Source organism: Paracoccaceae bacterium, from assembly GCA_033344815.1.
Taxonomy (GTDB): Bacteria; Pseudomonadota; Alphaproteobacteria; order Rhodobacterales; family Rhodobacteraceae; genus Roseobacter.
This window is the reverse complement of record JAWPMR010000001.1, coordinates 1,767,260-1,784,591: the sequence shown is the minus strand read 5'-3', so window position 1 is coordinate 1,784,591 and position 17,332 is coordinate 1,767,260. Positions and strand designations below refer to the sequence as shown.

The window sequence follows — 17,332 nt, the reverse complement described above, 5'->3', positions numbered from 1 at the left end:
GACAAATGTCAGAACGCGGTTAAAGATCTGTTAAATTAACGTTTTCTACTTGGGCGGGCAAAGCTGGATTAGGCTGCTCGCTCTGCCATCGCCTGCGCAAAGCGCTCAAACAGATAGTAGCTGTCCTGCGGGCCCGGGCTCGCCTCGGGATGATGCTGTACCGACCAAACGGGCCGACCATCCACGCGGATGCCGCAGTTGGAGCCGTCAAAGAGAGAGGTGTGCGTTTCCAGAACGCCCGCTGGCAGGGTTTGCGCATCCACGGCAAAGCCATGGTTCATCGAGGTGATTTCAACCTTGCCAGTATCATGATCCTTGACCGGATGGTTGGCACCATGATGCCCGTGGTTCATCTTGATCGTCTCAGCGCCGAGCGCCAGCGCAAGCATCTGGTGCCCCAGGCAAATCCCGAACAACGGCAGTTCTGTATCCGACAAAACCTGTTGGATCATCGGCACCGCGTATTCGCCGGTCGCTGCGGGATCACCTGGACCGTTGGACAGGAAAACACCGTCAGGGTTATGGGCCATGACGTCGTCAAAACTGGCAGTGGCCGGGAGCACAGTGACATCACATCCAGCACTGGCAAGGCAACGCAGGATGTTGCGTTTGGCTCCGTAATCCACGGCAACCACCTTGTGTTTCGCCTGCCGTTGCGGAGCGTATCCTTCGGGCCAGGCCCACCGCATTTCATTCCAGTGATAGGACTGTGCGCAAGTGACTTTACGTGCCAGATCAAGGCCTTCAAGGCCGCTGAAGGCGCGTGCGGCGGCCACCAGTGCCGCAACGTCGAAGCTGCCCTCCGGGTCATGCGCCAAGGCCACATGTGGTGCGCCGGAGGCTCTGATCGCGCGGGTCAGGCGGCGTGTATCGACCCCCCCAAGAGCGATACGATTGCGGGAGGTCAACCAGGTATCAAGGTCCTGTACCGCGCGCCAGTTCGACGGGTCGGTCGGTAGCCATTTGACGATCATGCCGTCTGCCACCGGATCCCCGGTTTCATCATCTTCGGGGTTCACACCAACATTGCCGACATGGGGAAAGGTGAAGGTCACGATCTGACCCGCATAAGACGGGTCCGTCATGATTTCCTGATACCCCGTCATGGCGGTATTGAAGCACAGTTCCGCAACCGTCTGGCCCGTGGCTCCAAACCCGACCCCATAGAACAAAGTCCCGTCAGCAAGCGCCAGACAAGCGGTTGGGCGGTCGGACGCAGAGGGCTGCATGGGCGATCCTTTCGGGGGCTGGGCGGCAGTGAAATCTGGCGGAAACTAGACGCCGGACAAGGGCGGGTCAAGGCCCATTGCAGACCGAAAATGACCCAGGCTGACACAAGGTGACGCCGGGGATCGTATTGCGGCCCGGTGATGCATTGGATATGGTCCAAGGGTCGAACAGACCTCACCGCGGTCAAAACCTCATGCGGTCAACTTTTGAAGGATGCATTGCGATGGAATTGCGCGAAAGAGTCTCTGCGGCGCTCAAACAGGCGATGAGGGACAAGGCAGCGGATCGTTTGTCCACCCTGCGCCTGATCAATGCAGCGATCAAGGACAAGGATATCGCGGCACGGGCGGAGGGCAATGAGGATGGCGTGCCCAACAGCGAAGTGCTGGCGATCCTGGGCAAGATGTCAAAGCAACGGCTTGAAAGCGCGCGCGCCTATGAGGAAGGTGGACGCCTTGATCTGGCCGAGCGTGAGCAGGCCGAGATTGAAGTGATCGAAGAGTTCCTCCCGCGTCAACTCTCTGAAGATGAAGCAGAAAAAGCGGTTTCAGAAGCCATCGCCGAGACCGGCGCCAAGAGCATACGCGACATGGGCAAGGTCATGGGGATCCTGAAATCCAAGTATACCGGACAGATGGATTTCGGATCGGTTGGCCCGATGGTGAAAACACGTCTGACCTGAATTTTGAGGGTGGCGACGGGCCCTTAACGACGCCAGGCGATTTGCAATTCATCATAGAGGGATACCCGTTCTTCCTCGCTCAGAAATGCTCCGATTTCGACCTCACGGCCCTTGCCCTTGAGGGTAACGTAATGCGGGATCGGCCCGTCTTTTTCGTATTTGGTGATGGTCGTCCAATAGCGGTTGCAATCCCACTCCTGAACCTTGCCTGACGGCTCTTGTCGGGTGAGTCGCGCGTCGTCCTCATCCAGCGTCAGCACCTCGGTGATCTGGCGCGCGCGGTGGTTGCGCTGCAGCGCGTAATAGATGCCCCAGACCGCCGCCAGCAGGAAGGGCAACAAGCCCCACAGGATCGGTGATCCGAGCAGCGGCAGGGTCGGAATACAGATCAGCGTGAAGGTGCTCAGCACGAAGGCCGCCATGCCGCGCGCGGGCAGCGAGTTATGCGGCCAGAGCTTGAGCGTCTGGGGGGTATCCCCGGGGGCGGATGTCCATTGGTAGGGCATAGGCGGTCAGTTTACCGGTCTCGTTTGCCACAGCGTATCGCGGTGCCTGACCTGCGCGCAAGGTGACATTCTGACCGGGCGGCGCGCAACGTACGGTGGGGCGATTTCCCGCCGGAGCGCGACTCGCAAGTTAACGCCCTAAAAACAACGTCTGCGGGCGATGCACCACCCGTACACAAGCTGTACACAACCGGTACACCGATTGTACGCCGATGTCGGGTTTAACAGGGCGTACGGCGTGAAACATGAAAAGAGGGTTAAGACCCGCAGCGCCGGGATGACCCGAACCTCGCCCAGACAGGTGCGGCACGGGCACCCCCAAAAAAGGTCCCCGTGCTGTCACATCTCTGGCCTCACCGGTGCGCCGGGGTCCTGGCGCGCTATTGCATCGAGTTGAGGCCAAAGATGTTGCCTTCGGTATCCTGACACAGGGTGACCCAGCCAAATTCACCGATGGAGAACTTGGGCCGGATGACCACGCCGCCAGCCTCAGCCACACGGGCCTCTTCCACCGCGCAATCCTGAGCCATGAAATAAATCGTTGTGCCGCCCACGCCGGGCTTGGAGTGGGGCGATTTGGTCAAGGCCCCGGCGGCCCCATAGCTACTCATGTCGCCGGGAAAGCTCATCATCCGGGACTCGCCAGTGGGATCGCCCATCGCCTCGAGCTTGGCCCCCAATACGGTTTCGTAAAAAGTCACCGCGCGCTCCATGTCATCCACATAGATGTCGAACCATCCAACTGCGTTCATCTTGGTCATTTTTCAAATCCTTTGTCTGAGGTTATGCCCCTCAAATACCAAGCCCCCGGGCATGCGTATTGTAGATTTCAGACATCGAATTTTTTTGAGTATTTTCCCGGTGTGTAGCCTGTGGCGTTGCGAAACGAGTGGATGAAGTGGGACTGGTCGGCATAAGACCATGTGTCAGTGCCGTTCAGGGATTGTTGCAGGCGCAACACCTTGACAAAGTCATGCGGCGCAAAACCGGTAGTGCGTTTGAGGGTGCGTTGCAATTGCCGTGCCGACAGGCCCGCAACCTCTGCCATATCCGCCACCGAGGCGATGTCATCAAGGTGCTGAAAGATCCGGTCGGTCACCGGGTTGACCGCCACCATCTTGCGGTCCAGCAGAGTGTCCACAAGGTCGATCAAAAGGGTTTGCTGATCCTCGAAATCACGCCCCTTCAGGGTTTGGTTGATGTCGCGCAGGCCCAGTGCGCCGCGATAGGGGTTTGCGATCATGCCGTAGGACAGCGGCTCCACTTCGTTTTGCCAGACGCCGGGCAGGAAGCGAATGTTCACGAAGTGGAAGGACCGGCCAAGATTGAATTCCTCGGATTCCGCGCGCAGCTTTGACACGCCGGTGATCGCGGGGTTGCGTTGGTCAAACACGATATAGGCGCAGGCGTCCGGCAGGGCGTGAAACCTGTAATCCTCAGCCAGCGTCCCGGTGGTCTTGAGTTCCAGAAACCGATGCACGATGCCGCGCAGATGGGCCGGTGGTTCGGCCTCGACAAAGGCCACTGTTTTAACGGATTTATCTTTCCCGTTGCCTTTTGGATCGTACATGTCTGGTTGCTTCTTGTGCTGGGGTCCGAACGCTTTGATACAGCATTGCGCCGCCGGCTGACAGAGTGGGGCGCTGGGCATGGCCGGGGGCGGGGTTGTTGGGATGTCGCGATGAAAAAGGCCCCGGATTTCTCCGGGGCCTTTGAAATTTCACGCTAGGCTGAAATTTGCCTGTCGCCGTGTCGCTTCAGGATGGTTTTACATCCTGCCGCTGCGCTGCTTGAGGACGGTTTTATGTCCTAACGCTGCGCTGCTTGAGGACGCTAGTGCGCGTGTTTGTTGTCCCAGTCTTCCTGCTTTGGCAGCTGCTCGAAGGTGTGTTCGGGCGGCGGCGAGGGCAGGGTCCATTCCAGCGTATCGGCATATTCGTTCCACGGGTTGTTCTCGGTCACGCGACGGCCCTTGAGCAGGGTCCAGGCGATGATCCCGAAGAAGAACAGGAAGGAAGCGAAGGAAAGGAAAGCCCCGATGCTCGACCATTGGTTCCAGTAGGCAAAAGCGTCCGGATAGTCGATGTAACGGCGTGGCATGCCCTGACGGCCCAGGAAGTGCTGGGGGAAGAAGGTCAGGTTGGCCCCGATGAACATGGCCCAGAAGTGCAGTTTACCCGCCCATTCAGGATACATGCGGCCCGACATTTTCGGCAGGTAGAAGTAGATCCCTGCGAAGATGGCGAAGACGGCCCCGAGCGACATCACATAGTGGAAGTGCGCCACAACATAATAGGTGTCGTGATAATAGCGATCCACAGCGGCCTGTGACAGCACGATGCCGGTCACACCGCCCACAGTGAAGAGGAACAGGAAGCCAAAAGCCCAGAGCATGGGCGTTTTGAATTCCACCGATCCACCCCACATGGTGGCGATCCAAGAGAAGACCTTCACGCCTGTGGGCACCGCGATGACCATGGTGGCCAGCATGAAGTAGGCCTGCTGGTTGAGGGTCATACCGACGGTATACATGTGGTGTGCCCAGACGACGAAACCCAACGCGCCAATGGCAATGATCGCCCAGACCATCGGCAGGTAGCCAAAGATCGGTTTGCGCGCGAAAGTCGCGATCACATGGGAGATGATGCCGAAACCGGGCAGGATGATGATGTAGACCTCGGGGTGACCAAAGAACCACAGGATGTGCTGATAGAGCACCGGATCCCCGCCGCCAGAAGGGTCAAAGAAGGTGAACCCAAAGTTGCGGTCCATCAGGAGCATGGTGATCGCGCCCGCCAGAACCGGCAGGGACAAAAGGATCAGCCAGCTTGTAACGAAGATCGACCAGGAAAACAGCGGCACTTTGAACAGTGTCATGCCCGGCGCGCGCATGTTCAGGAAAGTGGTGATCATGTTGATCGCGCCCAGGATCGAGGAGGCCCCGGAGACATGCACCGCGAAGATCGCGAGGTCCATCGAGAAGCCGCCCTCGTTGGTCGACAGCGGCGGATAGAGCACCCAGCCCACGCCCGATCCCGGCTGGTCATTGCCCCCCGGTGACAGCACCGAGCAGATCGCCAGCGTGGTGCCTGCGACATAGAGCCAGAACGACAGGTTGTTCATCCGCGGGAACGCCATATCCGGCGCGCCGATCTGTAACGGCATGAAATAGTTGCCAAATCCGCCGAACAGGGCGGGGATGACCACAAAGAACATCATGAGAATACCGTGTCCGGTGATCAGGACGTTCCACAGATGTCCGTTGGGCGTGCAGGTCTCGGCACTGGCAAAGAAACGCGCGCCTTCCATACACATGTATTGGACGCCCGGGTCCATCAGTTCGAGGCGCATGTAGACGGTGAAGGCCACCGATACAAAGCCCACCAGGGCGGAGACGATCAGATAGAGAATACCGATGTCTTTGTGATTTGTGGACATGAACCAGCGTGTGAAGAACCCGCGTTCATCATGGTGTTCGTGGCCGTGGACGGCTGCGTCTGCCATGCTCTTGCCTCCTGAGTAGCTGTTAAATGACACGCAACGGTTCCCAGGCTGCGCATCCGAGTCTCCCCGGTTTTAGAGGGAGTTGCGCAGAGGAGCAATGATCGTAATCGTCGCAGCCGCAAAATTTTTTTGGCTGTTCTATTCTAATCTCATGCGAGCGTGCTTACCTCCTCACGTTCTCCCTACAATTTTATTCATCAATGCATTCCTTCACGGGCGATTAACGTTCCTGCGCCAATCTGAGGTGGGTGTGTAATTTTTCCTCCGCCGTGGGGAGACGAGGGGACAAGTTAACAATCATGCAGGCAGTCCAGTCTCATCATAATCATCAGACGGCCGCATCCGTGGATGTGACCAGTCTGGCGTTCTGGACGAGAGTGGGTGAGCTGGTCCCGGGCATCATCTATATTTTCAACCATGCGACAATGTCCAATGAGTATTCCAATTGCACCATTGCCGAGTTTTTGGGGTATTCGCCGGCAGAAGCGCGCGAAATGGGTGACGCATTGCTTCCAACGCTGGTGCATGATGAGGACCACGCAGCGCTTTTCGCCTATCTGGCGGAGCTCAGCCGCCTTTCAATTGGCGCCGAACGCACCTTTGAATACAGGGTGACGTCCAGAGCAGGCACTGAAAAGTGGTTGCGCAGCGTCGACACAGTTTTTGAGCTTGCCGCTGACGGATCAGTGCTGCGCCACATCGGAATCGCGGTTGATATTACAGAACAAAAAATCACAGAAATTCGGCTCAGGGACGCCAACGAGGAGCTTGAAGCGCGTGTTGCGGCGCGCACCGCCGAGTTGGAAGCGCTGAACGATGAGCTGGAAATGCGTGTCGCACAGCGCACCATGGAACTGCGCGACATCAACCGGGACTTCAAAGACCTGACGTTTGTGGCGACCCATGATCTGAAAGTGCCGGTCAACAACATGACCAGCCTGACCCATATCCTGTCCGAAGCACAAAGCAATCTGCCTGCCGAACATGCTGAAACACTGGGCTGGATGCGCCATGTCTGCGAACAGGCCAGCGACAAGCTGGACGCGCTGATTTGCGTTGCACAGGCCCATTCCGCGACCTTGACGGATTTCTCGGACGTGAATCTGGACAGCGTCGTGGCGCATGTTCTGGAAAACCTGCAGTTCCAGATCGCAAAGACCAAATCGAATGTATCACTGGATCTCGAAGTCGAGACCATTTGGTTCATGCCGCGCGAGGCTGAAAACATTCTGCAGTCCATGATCGGCAATGCCCTGAAATACCACGCGCCGGAGCGCCGACCCTGCATCACCATCACATCGCGCCCCTGTGCGGAGGGGGTGGAGGTGTCGATCATCGACAATGGCACCGGGATTGATCTGCCCCGTGACGAGGCCAAGGTCTTTGGACTGTTCAAGCGCGCGCATGCCACCCCGGAGGGTGCGGGCGTGTCCCTTTATGCCATCCGGCGTGTTCTGGAACGGGCAGGCGGGACCATCGAGGTATCCAGTGAGGTCGGGCAGGGCAGTTGCTTTTCGTTCCGATTGCCCAACAGACCGGAACCTGCGTGATGGCATCTGGAGATCATCTCGGCACAATCCTTCTGGTGGAGGATGACACGGTGACCAACCTGCTGCATACGCGCATGATTGACCGGTCGGGTCTGGTGGATCATGTGGATATTGCAACGGATGGCATCGCCGCGCTGGAATATCTGAACGACAAAACGATCAAAGACGCGCCCTTGCCGGAAGTCATCTTGCTGGACATCAACATGCCCCGCATGGACGGGTTCGAATTCCTGCAGGAATATGCAAAGCTCGACGCCGCCGCGCAGCCGGTAAAGCCGATGATCATCATGCTGTCCACATCGGTGTTGCGCGCAGATCAGGAGCGTGCCGAGGCCGATCCGAATGTCTTTCGCTTCATCAGCAAGCCGATCCACGCCGAGGACATTGTTGTTTTCGTGAAAGACTATCAGGAATTTTCAGCGAGCTGTTGCTGAAGGCGCGCGGCGTGCCCGCCTTTTTCTGCTGCGGTGGGCTGATCCCCGAAAACACCGGCAAACTGCTGGCGCAGCGCCACATCCACATCCGCCATCGTGACCGGATAGCCCAGATCAACCAGGCTGGTGACACCATGTTCGGTGATCCCGCAGGGCACGATGCCGGAAAAATGGGTCAGGTCGGGTTCCACATTGATCGAAATGCCGTGAAAGCTGATCCATTTGCGCAGCCGGATGCCGATGGCCGCAATTTTATCCTCAGCCATCGCGCCCGCGCCGGGTGATGGCTTGTCGGGGCGCTCGACCCAGACACCGACCCGACCGGGACGAATATGACCTTTAACGTTGAACTGCGCCAAAGTCTGGATCACCCAGGTTTCCAACTGTTCCACAAACCGGCGCACATCGCGCCCGCGCGCGCCAACATCCAGCATCACGTAGGCGACGCGTTGACCGGGGCCGTGATAGGTATATTGCCCGCCACGGCGCGTTGCATAGGTGGGAAACCGGTCCCGATCGACCAGATCCTCAGCCCTGGCGCTGGTGCCGGCAGAATAGAGCGGCGGGTGTTCCACCAGCCAGATGCATTCACGCGCCTGCCCAAGGGCAATGGCATCGGCGCGCGCCTCCATCCACGCCTCGGCCGCGCGAAATTCCGTCAGACCGTCGCTTGTGATCCATTCCACCATGGCGATCCTCTAGCGCACCCCGCGACCGGGGCAAAGTCAATTCCGCCCCGGCAGATGCTGCGTTTTGGCGAAGGTATGAAGGTATGCGGCGCGCAGGAGGTGGTTTTCCCCGAAGGAGGGCGGTGTTTTTACCTGAAATCTTAGGCGTTAATCACACCGATTTCGCGGGTTTTCACTGGTTTTTGACCCTCTGAACGTGTTATAAAAATTGTGAGCGATTGTGCTGCAAGTCGCCGCAGGCAGGCAAAAGTTTGCCAGCCGGGGCTTCGGTCGAATCGCTTCCTATGATACGTTTTTTTAACTTTTATTTTATGGCGGAGATTTTTTATGTTTTCCAAAGGTTTAACGGCTACAGTCCTAGCGGCCTCGGTGGCGGTTATGCCCGCAGCGCGGGCGACTGCTGATGCGGGTGATTTCATCGCGGGGGCGCTGATCGGTGGTATTGTGGGCCATGCGGCGACAAAAAACGCCCAGAAAAAGAAAACCAGAACCTACAGATCACGTATCCCGTCGACACAGGAAGGTCGCCAGATCCAGGCTTCGCTGAACTATTTCGGGTTCAACGCAGGTCGCGTTGACGGGCAACTGGGGCGTCAGTCGCGCGCAGCCGTTGCCAATTATCAGGCCTATCTGGGATATCCGGCCACCGGGCAATTGTCCCCGTTTGAGCAGAATTTTCTGGTGACCTCTTACAACCGTGCCCAGGCGGGCGGGTATCAGACCACCCAATTGGTCGCCCAGAGCCCGGAGGGCGCGCGTGGCCTGCTGAGAACCTATCGCAATGAGTTGGCGGCACAATCCGCGCCACAGCCCGCAGCCCCGGTCGTGGCGGTTGCTCCTCAGGTCGTGGCGCCGGTTGTGCAGGCACCGGCCCCTGTTGCAGTGACCGCCCCCGCGCCGCAGGTGGTTACCCCTGCGCCTGAGGTTGTCGCTGCGGCGGCCGCACCGGCAGCCGCACAGTCAAGCACGGCACTGCCGAACTTTTTCGAAAGTGGCACGCCCGAAGCGTCGCTGGCATCGCATTGCAATACCGTGTCGCTGCTGACCAGCACCAACGGTTACACCACAGCAGCCTCGATGAGCGACCCGACTGCGGCGCTGAACGAACAGTTCTGCCTGGCGCGTACCTATGCCATTGCGCGCAGCGAAGAATTGATCAGCCAAGTCAATGGGTTCACGCCACAACAGGTCGCACAGCAATGTGACGGTTTCGGACCGGTCGTGCAGCCCTATGTGGATGAGTTGCCGGTCAAGCCGCGCGATATCGTGTCCCGTGACGTATCCGGCTTCGTCGCCTCGACCGGCACCTCGGCGCAGCAGATGTCGGCCACCGCGCAAATCTGTCTGGGCGTCGGATATCGCACCGATAATATGAATGTGGCGCTGGGCTCGGCGCTGATCCTCTATTCCCTCGGTGAGACCGTGTACGGCGAATTGATGGGCCACCATCTGGCATTGGGTTTTGGCACGCTGAAGAACGTAAGCGCTTCAGGTCCGTGGTATGAAGCCGCGCTGGCTGCAACGGACGCAGGAGCGGATGCGGTATTTGTACCCGGTCAGCCCGAGCGGACGGATATTCTGCGCAAAGCCTCCTTGCAGCTGACGGGCCAGGCCCCGGCACAAGCGGGTGTGATGCCGGTGTTTTCTGTCACGGAGTGATGGGCGCGCCCGATGCGGCGGACCAAACGATCCTGCCCATGCCCCGATGGTTCTGCACCGTCGGGGCATTTTGATGAAAATGGCTCTTCACAACACGGCGGGAGCAGGCTAAAGACTCGGGACCTTTCTAAAACGTGCGGATGTGGCGGAATGGTAGACGCGCAGCGTTGAGGTCGCTGTGGGGTAACACCCGTGGAAGTTCGAGTCTTCTCATCCGCACCAATAGCGCATTCGAAGGCAGCGTGTCGCACGTTGATTTGTTTGGCGCGGGTATATCCTGAATAGCAGCTTGTAGATCGATAACTTGTTGCGCTCCACGTTCCCAAAACATGACGTTAAAAAACCCAACATGATTTGCGGTGACGCACATAATCAGCGCAGATCTAGCGGCCCGGGCTTATCGGAATGAGATGAGATGCTCTGAAGACGCGCAGCACAATTTTTCGCTATACTCCATCGTCGTCTTAGGCCCTTTAACTTGCTATGTTAGGACAAAGGCACAGGGGTCATATTTGCCCTGCAACAAACTGCTCCAGTTGACTTAGGGCGTTAGCGGTCGGGATTGTCATTGGATTGAGACAGTAATTTTGGAAATGATTACCAACGAGAAGCCACTTGCTCCGAAGGATGCGTCGCTTGGTGCGCATTTGTGGCTTGCAGCTCTTATGTTGCCCGCTCTCATTCTCGCCGTTACCGTTGTCCAAGCGCCCAGCCTGTACGATGGTCGGATTGAAATCGGTGCTATCACAGCCTCAGAAACTGAACCTGTTCCGCTCTGGTCTGATACGGGGAAGCGCGTTTGGTTTACTACAGCCGACCTGCTCCACCCGGAAGATTTCGGCGTGGATGGACCGCGTATCGACACGGTAGTGATGAATTTATGGCCCCGCGGTTCCCCTCACTGGAATGCCCAGACCTCGTTGCTGAAGATCCGCAAGCTGCTCGACATGCGTTTAGCCAACGGGGAAAAGATCCCTGGACTTAGGCCTACGACCGAGGATCTTGTCCTGAAAGCCAAATTCGTAGAGTTTCTGCGAGACGGGACCGGCCCTGAATTCGAGCGCCCTGTTTTTTTCTCTATCTCTCCCAATTCAACCACACACCAAAGAACTGGACTTTATGCTCTGGTTTTCACTGCCGTTCCTGCGCCAGATGAGCGTGACGCAGCGGTGGCACTGGAGAGAGCCCTGCTTGCAGCAGCGGCGCGTGCAGCGGAAGTAGGTGCGGCGGGCCTTGGAATTTCCTGTTCCAGTTCGGCCACCGGCTCCTGTTCATATGGCGCAGACAGTTGGAGCGCGCTTCTTGATGCGGTTTATGCTCTTCCACAGAACGGAAATGCGACGATCATGCTCGGAGGCCGGGCGCTTACATTAGGGCTCGCGTAGAAAAGGCACGGGCATTTGGAATCGTCCGGGACGAGTGGCAACATGGCTCACTCGCCAACGACGCTGGTCGGATCACACATGAAGTGACATGGCTCGCTGTTTTGGCGCTTGCAGGTGCCTTCGTTGCCGCTTGGGCGCGCGGCTTGCCGTTTTCAGCACCGCGTCTCATTGGCATCATGCTGCTAAGTGGCGGCGCGGTTGGCGCGGCAACCAACCTCGCCGGAGCACATGTGCCACTTTGGAACGCGCTAGCACCAGACGCACCATTCGACCTGTTTCTCAAAGCGACCGCCGCTCTGGTCATTGGTTTAGGGCTGCATCTGATCGTCTCATTCAAGTCCAAAGAAGCGATAAAACCAGAGCAGGAGTGAGTGAAATGGAATGTCTTGTTCTCAGGCTTGATGGTGGCGGAACGCCCAATTTCGAATGGCTGTTCGGCGGCATAGTTGGCGAAGGGCCAGGAGGAGTCCGCACAGCTGATCAATTTGACGACTGGCTGGTCGACCCGATTTCTTTTGAAGACATTCGGCTCGACAGGCAGTTGTTTGTCGACCAACTCGAAGTTGTTTGGCGCGGCGGTACTCTCAAATCTGCAGCACCGGCACGTTTCCCAGTCCCACGTGAAAGTGGGCGCTCTTTGAAAGCGATGGCTTTGCCGCTATCGCTTCGGCTTGCCACACACGCCATGATTGCAGATGCGGCTCCAAAGCTAATGCTTGGGCACCTGAGAGACAAAATACTTGGGTTCGGCTTCCACAACGAACGTGTTTCTGCATTTGAAGCCCCCGTCGACGGTGCTGAGGAACTGGAGATTGCTGCCCTGGACTTACTTGAAGTGGGTTACGGTGATCAGGTCACAGTGGTCGACGTCACAGCCTTCCAGAACAGTGCCACACCAAAACGGCTTCAAACGGTGATGACCTCTGCGGGAGTGATCGATGAACAGGTTCAGTTTTTGAGCCGCCTACTCGCAAGAAACGATGGCGGTCTTCCCACGGTCGATGATGCCTTCGCCTTTCTGTACAATAGTTATCTCCGACCGGTAGACCATGCTGTCGCGCAGTCCGGGGCCAACTTCTTTCGCCATCGCGACGAATACTTTTTACTGGATCCCGACGCCGTTTCCATCGTGGAGGCCGGTCTCACCTCAATCGGACTTTCAGGGCGCCATAAAGTTTGTGAACTGGACACAGAAAAAGCCCGCTAAGTTCTTGAGGAAAGAGCCCAGATTTTACAGGACAATACGGAGGCGGGGCATTCTCTCGACGAGTATATCGGCCAGGTGGGAATGATCTCACTCCGGCCCGGGTGGGCCGCCCCATGGCGTGATTCCGACTGTTTCGAGCTGTACTTTTCAGCTGACCCGGGGCGCACACGGTCTTGGTTCTTTGATGCTTGCCAAAGCGGGACTCCGGTGGACGCTGTTCGTGCCTTGCCGGTCATCCGGGGTTTCCACCGCACGCGCCATTCACTCGCTTGGCCGCTCCCGCCCTTTGGCGACGTTCCAAGTGGCGCCGCAGAATACGTGGCGCAGATCGCGGGCAGACACGAAAACGCACCCTGGCAAACCAACTGGGCGACTCTGTTTCTCTCCGACCTTGGGTCGGCCAACACGGAAACCACGGATGCTTGGCTCTCAACTGCCAAGAGCAACGCTATGCCGGCAGAAGAAGCAGCACGTCTTGCACTTGCGCGTGCCTCGACAATATCGGCCAGCGACTTTTGGCTGGGCTTCGACGGCTCAATCGGTCCATTGGCCCGCCGATCACACGCGCTCGCAGCATGGTTCCTGGCACAACGCGGGGAAACGCGACCCTTTGATGAAGCAAAAGCCGATATTGCCGAAACTGAGCCGTCTTTAATTCGCTTTCTTGAGCGCTTCCAAAGGAAAAGCCGATGGACCGTAGAACCTTTTCTTTGTGCGCATTTGCTTCGGGAGGCATCGGGACAACGCCAGTTTCGGCGCGTCATAGTGGCGATCGATAATGTTCATCTTGGCTACGGCGCGGTCATAGGGCACCGCCTCTTTCCGGGTTTGCGGCTTACCACTTCTATGAGTGGGCGCCATATCTGCGTTCTGGCAGGAGACCGACTTATTGGTACACTCTCGAAACTGCACGAGGTCTCAGGTGGCGATGTCTTACTCGCGTCCGCGATCTTTGGCGAAGATGGTCGATTGACGATCCGTATTCGCTATTAGCCGTACCCAGGTCCTCGCGCACCGCTCGTGGCGCTGTCGTCGGATCGGTGTCGCGTGCTGCCCAGTCCTCCGGGTTGCTGGAGTTCTGTTTCTGGACGTCGGCGCTGATCAAACTGGCGTCCACAGCAAAACCTTGATCACCGACAAGCCCTTCTTCCATGCAGCGTGCCACGGTTGTCTCGAACACATGCCTTAGCAGATCGCTCTCACGGAACCGACCGTGCCGGTCCTTGGAAAAAGTCGAATGATTTGGAAGGCGGTCTGTCAGATCAAGGCGGCAGAACCAGCGATAGGCTAGGTTCAGATGCACCTCTTCGCACAACCTCCGCTCGGATCGGATGCCGAAGCAGGATCCTACCAGCAGCATGCGGATCAGCAATTCAGGATCAATCGATTGGCGGCCCGTGTAGCTGTAGAAGTCCGCAAGATGCGCCCGAATGCTTCTCAGATCAACAAAGCGATCTATCGACCGCAACAAGTGACCCTGCGGGACATGATCCTCCAGCGAAAACTCGTAAAACAGTGCAGCCTGTGCTTCCTGCTTTGGTCCCATCATCGCCAGATCCTCCTGCTCGTTGAGAGAATTGAATCAGCAGGTCATCCGTCGATCAAGGAAGAGTTTTTCAATAAAATCGGCTCCAGCCTGCAGTCAGATCGGTCGCAGCATCTTGTGATAAGATACGTTGGTTAACGTCGGGTTGTCGTTGTGGGAGTGCATGGCGGATCGGAGGATCAGTCATGGAAACACCAAACCTACCTGCCATTCGCGCGCTTCTCCCTGCTTGGAACAGGGGCCGCATCGTCGGCCAGAAGCGCTCACTGAAACTAAAGCGCGTCTGGGCGATCCGGGTACGACTTGAACTGGCCGAGAACCATCGCGACCTAGCTCTGTTCAACATGGCTATTGATAGCAAGCTTCGCTGTTGTGATCTGGTGACGATGAAAGTGGTCGATGTCATGGAGTCGGGCCAAATCAAAGAACGGGCATCAGTGCTTCAAAGCAAAACGCAAAAAACCAGTTCGCTTCGAAATTTCTGAGGGGACCCGGGCGTCTGTCGAAAAATGGAGGGAGGATGAGCTGATGGTTGGGTCGGAATACCTCTGGCCTGGCCGGTTCCATGAACGACTGCATATTTCGACACGTCAGTACGCACGGATTGTCCGTGACTGGGTGACATCCATTGGTTTGGAGGCAACAGCATACGGCACACATTCGATGCGCCGAACCAAGGTAACGCAGATCTATATGAAGACGGGCAATCTGCGTGCCGTGCAGCTTCTGCTCGGTCACACGAAGATGGACAGCGCCGTCCCTTATCTCGGCGTTGAACTTGAGGACGCTTTGGCCATCGCCGAAGCGAATGAGATCTAACAAAAGGGGCCGCTTACAGGGGCGGCCCAAACCTGCCATTCGCTGGGAACATCCGCGCTGCGCTGCAGGTTCCCGAGAGCGGACCTCCTTCGCTTTGTGCAGCAATCAAATGCACCAGGATCGACAACGCAGATTTAGCGACTTGGAATGACGGCTGTGGTAAATTCAGCTGAGTGCGATAAAGGTGCGAAAGAACCAAGCCAAGGCGTTTTCATCCAATGTTCCGAGATCTTTCGATACCGTCTATTTCCATGGGGTTACTCGCCGCCTTCGTTGGATATTCAGCGTCATTTGCCATTGTTCTGGCGGGATTAACGGCGATGGGTGCCACGGGCGAGCAGGCGACGACAGGGTTGTTCTTTGCTACCATCGGGATGGGAATCTGCAGCATCTGGCTGCCTGCTGTAACGCGCATTCCCGCGGCTGTGGCTTGGTCTACGCCTGGAGCTGCATTTCTTGCGGCAACGGCCACTTTGCCGGGCGGTTTTGGCGAGGCCGTCGGGGCGCTGATTTTTTGTGCTGTGTTGCTTGTCTTATCCGGATTGGTCCCAACCCTCGGCCGGATCGTAGCTGCTATTCCGAAACCGGTTGCCAACGGTTTGCTTGCGGGTGTTTTGCTCAAGCTGTGCCTGGCCCCGGCGCTTGCGCTCGGCTCCATTCCATTGTTGGTGCTGCCCGTGCTCGTCGCTTGGCTGATTGGATTGACATGGAACAGGCTTGCCGCGATGCCCTTTGCAGTACTTGCGTTTTTAGTGGTTCTCTATTTCGCCGTCGATACGTCGGGCAACGTTGATCAAACAGAAGTCATATGGCTTCCTGCCTTTGCCCCAGTTATGCCAGTCTTTACGATCCAGTCGTTCTTTTCAATTTCCCTCCCGCTGTATCTAGTCACAATGGCAGGACAAAATATCCCCGGTTTTGCAGTGCTGGAACTGAATGGTTATCCGGTGGAACGCCAACCTCTGATCCGCAAAACCGGCCTTGTCAGTCTGGCGTTTGCACCGTTCGGATCGCTTCCCGTCAACATGTCCGCGATCACAGCAGGGATGATGGCGGGTGAGGACGCCGGGCGCGATCCAGCAAGCCGCTACTGGGCCGCGATCACATCAGGCATCGTTTATGTGGTACTGGCATTTGCCGCCGCGGTTGTCACGTCATTGGCAAGCCTCGCACCGCTTGCTCTGATCACTGCGGTCGCGGGACTTGCGCTTGTCCCTGCGTTGGTTGGTTCACTCTCGGCTGCATTCAACGAACCCGCTCAGTTGGAGGCGCCAGCATTGACGTTTCTGATTGCAGCAAGCGGCATGACGCTTTTCGGTGTAAGTGGCGCGTTCTGGGGCGTTGTTGTTGGCGTGCTCATCTGGTTATCCAAAACGATGGCCAATCAAACAGTGGATCATTAGGCAATCCGCAAAACCAACGCGCAATATGACGGCTATCATCACAGCGGGACGATTCTAGCGATCTTGATGGAGGCCTGCGGGCCACTGAACTGACGACTGACCTAGGATATGAGTTGTTACGATGCGGCTTCTTCAGTCTGCTCATACGGCGGTTTGCGACACTTAGTCGAAAGCCCTCAGCTTAGCCCGTTTGACGACGCTAAAAGCCAATCGGTGTCTTGCGAAGCGGCAATTCCAGGATCACATTCAGCGTCTCCTGGGAAAAACCCGTTATTGTCGGGCAGCAAGAGCTGCACCATGTCCGAAATGTCTTCGGGGCGATTGGGGCGAACCTCATTTGCTTTCAATACCATTGCCGGGCTGACGCGACGAAAACGCAAACTGTAGCCTTCTACAAGCCCTGAAACGCTCTGGTTTCCCCTTGCCAAGTCACAGAGCGACGCGTCGTGGCCCTCGATGCAGATCGCGAACAGTTGTGCCGCGATATCTGGCGCGACGCCTACACAGATCAGCTCGGGGACCTGTCGCGAGTGTTCAAGGCCGATTGTAAACGCAAAACCCGGCAATCCCGAAGAAGGACCATGTCTTGAGATCTGAGCATAACCGTTCTTGGCGATCATCTTTTGGACCCATGACTCAACGTCGACTTCTACACGCGACTTGGTCTGCATACCTGTTCCCCCATTGGAGCAATCGTTAACACTTTGTTAACGTCTCT

Annotated in this window: 16 protein-coding genes, 1 tRNA gene and 2 pseudogenes; 11 read left to right on the top strand and 8 right to left on the bottom strand. The window is 57.2% G+C overall.

The annotated features are described in order from the left end of the window. Window positions 1-68: 68 nt before the first annotated feature. Complete coding sequence (carA, locus tag R8G34_08285) at window positions 69-1,229, bottom strand: glutamine-hydrolyzing carbamoyl-phosphate synthase small subunit (GenBank protein ID MDW3222864.1); 1,161 nt, start codon at window positions 1,227-1,229, stop codon at window positions 69-71. 224 nt (window positions 1,230-1,453) lie between these two features. Between carA and R8G34_08280 the strand changes: the two genes are divergently transcribed. Continuing rightward, window positions 1,454-1,912: a GatB/YqeY domain-containing protein gene (locus R8G34_08280; GenBank protein MDW3222863.1), complete on the top strand. Its 459-nt coding sequence runs from the start codon at window positions 1,454-1,456 to the stop codon at window positions 1,910-1,912. A gap of 23 nt (window positions 1,913-1,935) precedes the next feature. Here the strand turns inward: R8G34_08280 and R8G34_08275 are convergent, their stop codons facing one another. The 4 genes from R8G34_08275 to ctaD form a co-directional block, all read right to left on the bottom strand. Continuing rightward, a complete protein-coding gene (locus R8G34_08275; GenBank protein MDW3222862.1) occupies window positions 1,936-2,418 on the bottom strand; it encodes a DUF2244 domain-containing protein in 483 nt (160 codons plus the stop codon). A 380-nt stretch (window positions 2,419-2,798) separates the two neighbouring features. After that, window positions 2,799-3,179, bottom strand: coding sequence for a VOC family protein (locus tag R8G34_08270; GenBank protein MDW3222861.1), 381 nt, complete (start codon window positions 3,177-3,179; stop codon window positions 2,799-2,801). 68 nt (window positions 3,180-3,247) lie between these two features. Beyond that, complete coding sequence (locus R8G34_08265; GenBank protein MDW3222860.1) at window positions 3,248-3,988, bottom strand: AraC family transcriptional regulator; 741 nt, start codon at window positions 3,986-3,988, stop codon at window positions 3,248-3,250. A gap of 263 nt (window positions 3,989-4,251) precedes the next feature. Then, complete coding sequence (gene ctaD, locus R8G34_08260) at window positions 4,252-5,922, bottom strand: cytochrome c oxidase subunit I (GenBank protein ID MDW3222859.1); 1,671 nt, start codon at window positions 5,920-5,922, stop codon at window positions 4,252-4,254. 299 nt (window positions 5,923-6,221) lie between these two features. Here ctaD and R8G34_08255 point away from each other — a divergent pair, with 299 nt between their 5' ends. Both R8G34_08255 and R8G34_08250 read left to right on the top strand, forming a co-directional pair. Further along, window positions 6,222-7,472, top strand: a complete 1,251-nt coding sequence (locus R8G34_08255) for a HAMP domain-containing sensor histidine kinase (protein ID MDW3222858.1) — start codon at window positions 6,222-6,224, stop codon at window positions 7,470-7,472. Continuing rightward, window positions 7,472-7,906, top strand: coding sequence for a response regulator (locus R8G34_08250; GenBank protein MDW3222857.1), 435 nt, complete (start codon window positions 7,472-7,474; stop codon window positions 7,904-7,906). Before R8G34_08255 ends, R8G34_08250 begins: the two co-directional genes overlap by 1 nt. Here the strand turns inward: R8G34_08250 and lipB are convergent. After that, the gene (gene lipB, locus R8G34_08245) at window positions 7,879-8,595 is read right to left on the bottom strand and encodes a lipoyl(octanoyl) transferase LipB (protein MDW3222856.1); all 717 of its coding nucleotides are present in this window, start codon (window positions 8,593-8,595) and stop codon (window positions 7,879-7,881) included. The two genes, R8G34_08250 and lipB, sit on opposite strands and share 28 nt — an antisense overlap. A 327-nt stretch (window positions 8,596-8,922) precedes the next feature. Here lipB and R8G34_08240 point away from each other — a divergent pair, with 327 nt between their 5' ends. From R8G34_08240 to R8G34_08215, 6 genes are all read left to right on the top strand, one after another. Further along, the gene (locus R8G34_08240) at window positions 8,923-10,254 is read left to right on the top strand and encodes a peptidoglycan-binding domain-containing protein (protein ID MDW3222855.1); all 1,332 of its coding nucleotides are present in this window, start codon (window positions 8,923-8,925) and stop codon (window positions 10,252-10,254) included. Window positions 10,255-10,390: 136 nt separating this feature from the next. After that, window positions 10,391-10,476 (top strand) — tRNA-Leu (locus R8G34_08235). A gap of 371 nt (window positions 10,477-10,847) precedes the next feature. Next, window positions 10,848-11,639 carry a hypothetical protein gene (locus R8G34_08230; protein MDW3222854.1) on the top strand — a complete coding sequence of 264 codons (792 nt, stop codon included), beginning with the start codon at window positions 10,848-10,850 and terminating at the stop codon, window positions 11,637-11,639. 83 nt (window positions 11,640-11,722) lie between these two features. Next, the gene (locus R8G34_08225; GenBank protein ID MDW3222853.1) at window positions 11,723-12,010 is read left to right on the top strand and encodes a hypothetical protein; all 288 of its coding nucleotides are present in this window, start codon (window positions 11,723-11,725) and stop codon (window positions 12,008-12,010) included. Further along, entirely contained in the window at window positions 12,007-12,846 is an 840-nt protein-coding gene (locus R8G34_08220) for a hypothetical protein (GenBank protein ID MDW3222852.1), read from the top strand. The genes R8G34_08225 and R8G34_08220 overlap by 4 nt, the downstream gene beginning before the upstream one ends. A gap of 207 nt (window positions 12,847-13,053) precedes the next feature. Further along, window positions 13,054-13,839, top strand: coding sequence for a hypothetical protein (locus R8G34_08215; GenBank protein MDW3222851.1), 786 nt, complete (start codon window positions 13,054-13,056; stop codon window positions 13,837-13,839). 85 nt (window positions 13,840-13,924) lie between these two features. On the opposite strand, the pseudogene R8G34_08210 reads toward R8G34_08215, so the two are convergent. Next, window positions 13,925-14,395: pseudogene (locus tag R8G34_08210) on the bottom strand (transposase). A 182-nt stretch (window positions 14,396-14,577) separates the two neighbouring features. On the opposite strand from R8G34_08210, the pseudogene R8G34_08205 reads away from it, so the two are divergent. Together R8G34_08205 and R8G34_08200 are read left to right on the top strand one after the other, a co-directional pair. Then, window positions 14,578-15,211: pseudogene (locus R8G34_08205) on the top strand (tyrosine-type recombinase/integrase). Window positions 15,212-15,429: 218 nt separating this feature from the next. Beyond that, on the top strand, window positions 15,430-16,614 hold the full coding sequence (locus tag R8G34_08200) for a benzoate/H(+) symporter BenE family transporter (protein ID MDW3222850.1): 1,185 nt from the start codon (window positions 15,430-15,432) through the stop codon (window positions 16,612-16,614). 176 nt (window positions 16,615-16,790) lie between these two features. On the opposite strand, the gene R8G34_08195 is transcribed toward R8G34_08200, so the two are convergent. After that, the gene (locus R8G34_08195) at window positions 16,791-17,285 is read right to left on the bottom strand and encodes a DUF4262 domain-containing protein (GenBank protein MDW3222849.1); all 495 of its coding nucleotides are present in this window, start codon (window positions 17,283-17,285) and stop codon (window positions 16,791-16,793) included. Window positions 17,286-17,332 lie beyond the last annotated feature (47 nt).

What these genes read in the sequence shown, in the direction of transcription:
- carA (MDW3222864.1), bottom strand. Translation starts at nt 1,229, where the DNA reads ATGCAGCCCTCTGCGTCCGACCGCCCAACCGCTTGTCTGGCGCTTGCT.
- R8G34_08280 (MDW3222863.1), top strand. Translation starts at nt 1,454, where the DNA reads ATGGAATTGCGCGAAAGAGTCTCTGCGGCGCTCAAACAGGCGATGAGG.
- R8G34_08275 (MDW3222862.1), bottom strand. Translation starts at nt 2,418, where the DNA reads ATGCCCTACCAATGGACATCCGCCCCCGGGGATACCCCCCAGACGCTC.
- R8G34_08270 (MDW3222861.1), bottom strand. Translation starts at nt 3,179, where the DNA reads ATGACCAAGATGAACGCAGTTGGATGGTTCGACATCTATGTGGATGAC.
- R8G34_08265 (MDW3222860.1), bottom strand. Translation starts at nt 3,988, where the DNA reads ATGTACGATCCAAAAGGCAACGGGAAAGATAAATCCGTTAAAACAGTG.
- ctaD (MDW3222859.1), bottom strand. Translation starts at nt 5,922, where the DNA reads ATGGCAGACGCAGCCGTCCACGGCCACGAACACCATGATGAACGCGGG.
- R8G34_08255 (MDW3222858.1), top strand. Translation starts at nt 6,222, where the DNA reads ATGCAGGCAGTCCAGTCTCATCATAATCATCAGACGGCCGCATCCGTG.
- R8G34_08250 (MDW3222857.1), top strand. Translation starts at nt 7,472, where the DNA reads ATGGCATCTGGAGATCATCTCGGCACAATCCTTCTGGTGGAGGATGAC.
- lipB (MDW3222856.1), bottom strand. Translation starts at nt 8,595, where the DNA reads ATGGTGGAATGGATCACAAGCGACGGTCTGACGGAATTTCGCGCGGCC.
- R8G34_08240 (MDW3222855.1), top strand. Translation starts at nt 8,923, where the DNA reads ATGTTTTCCAAAGGTTTAACGGCTACAGTCCTAGCGGCCTCGGTGGCG.
- R8G34_08230 (MDW3222854.1), top strand. Translation starts at nt 10,848, where the DNA reads ATGATTACCAACGAGAAGCCACTTGCTCCGAAGGATGCGTCGCTTGGT.
- R8G34_08200 (MDW3222850.1), top strand. Translation starts at nt 15,430, where the DNA reads ATGTTCCGAGATCTTTCGATACCGTCTATTTCCATGGGGTTACTCGCC.
- R8G34_08195 (MDW3222849.1), bottom strand. Translation starts at nt 17,285, where the DNA reads ATGCAGACCAAGTCGCGTGTAGAAGTCGACGTTGAGTCATGGGTCCAA.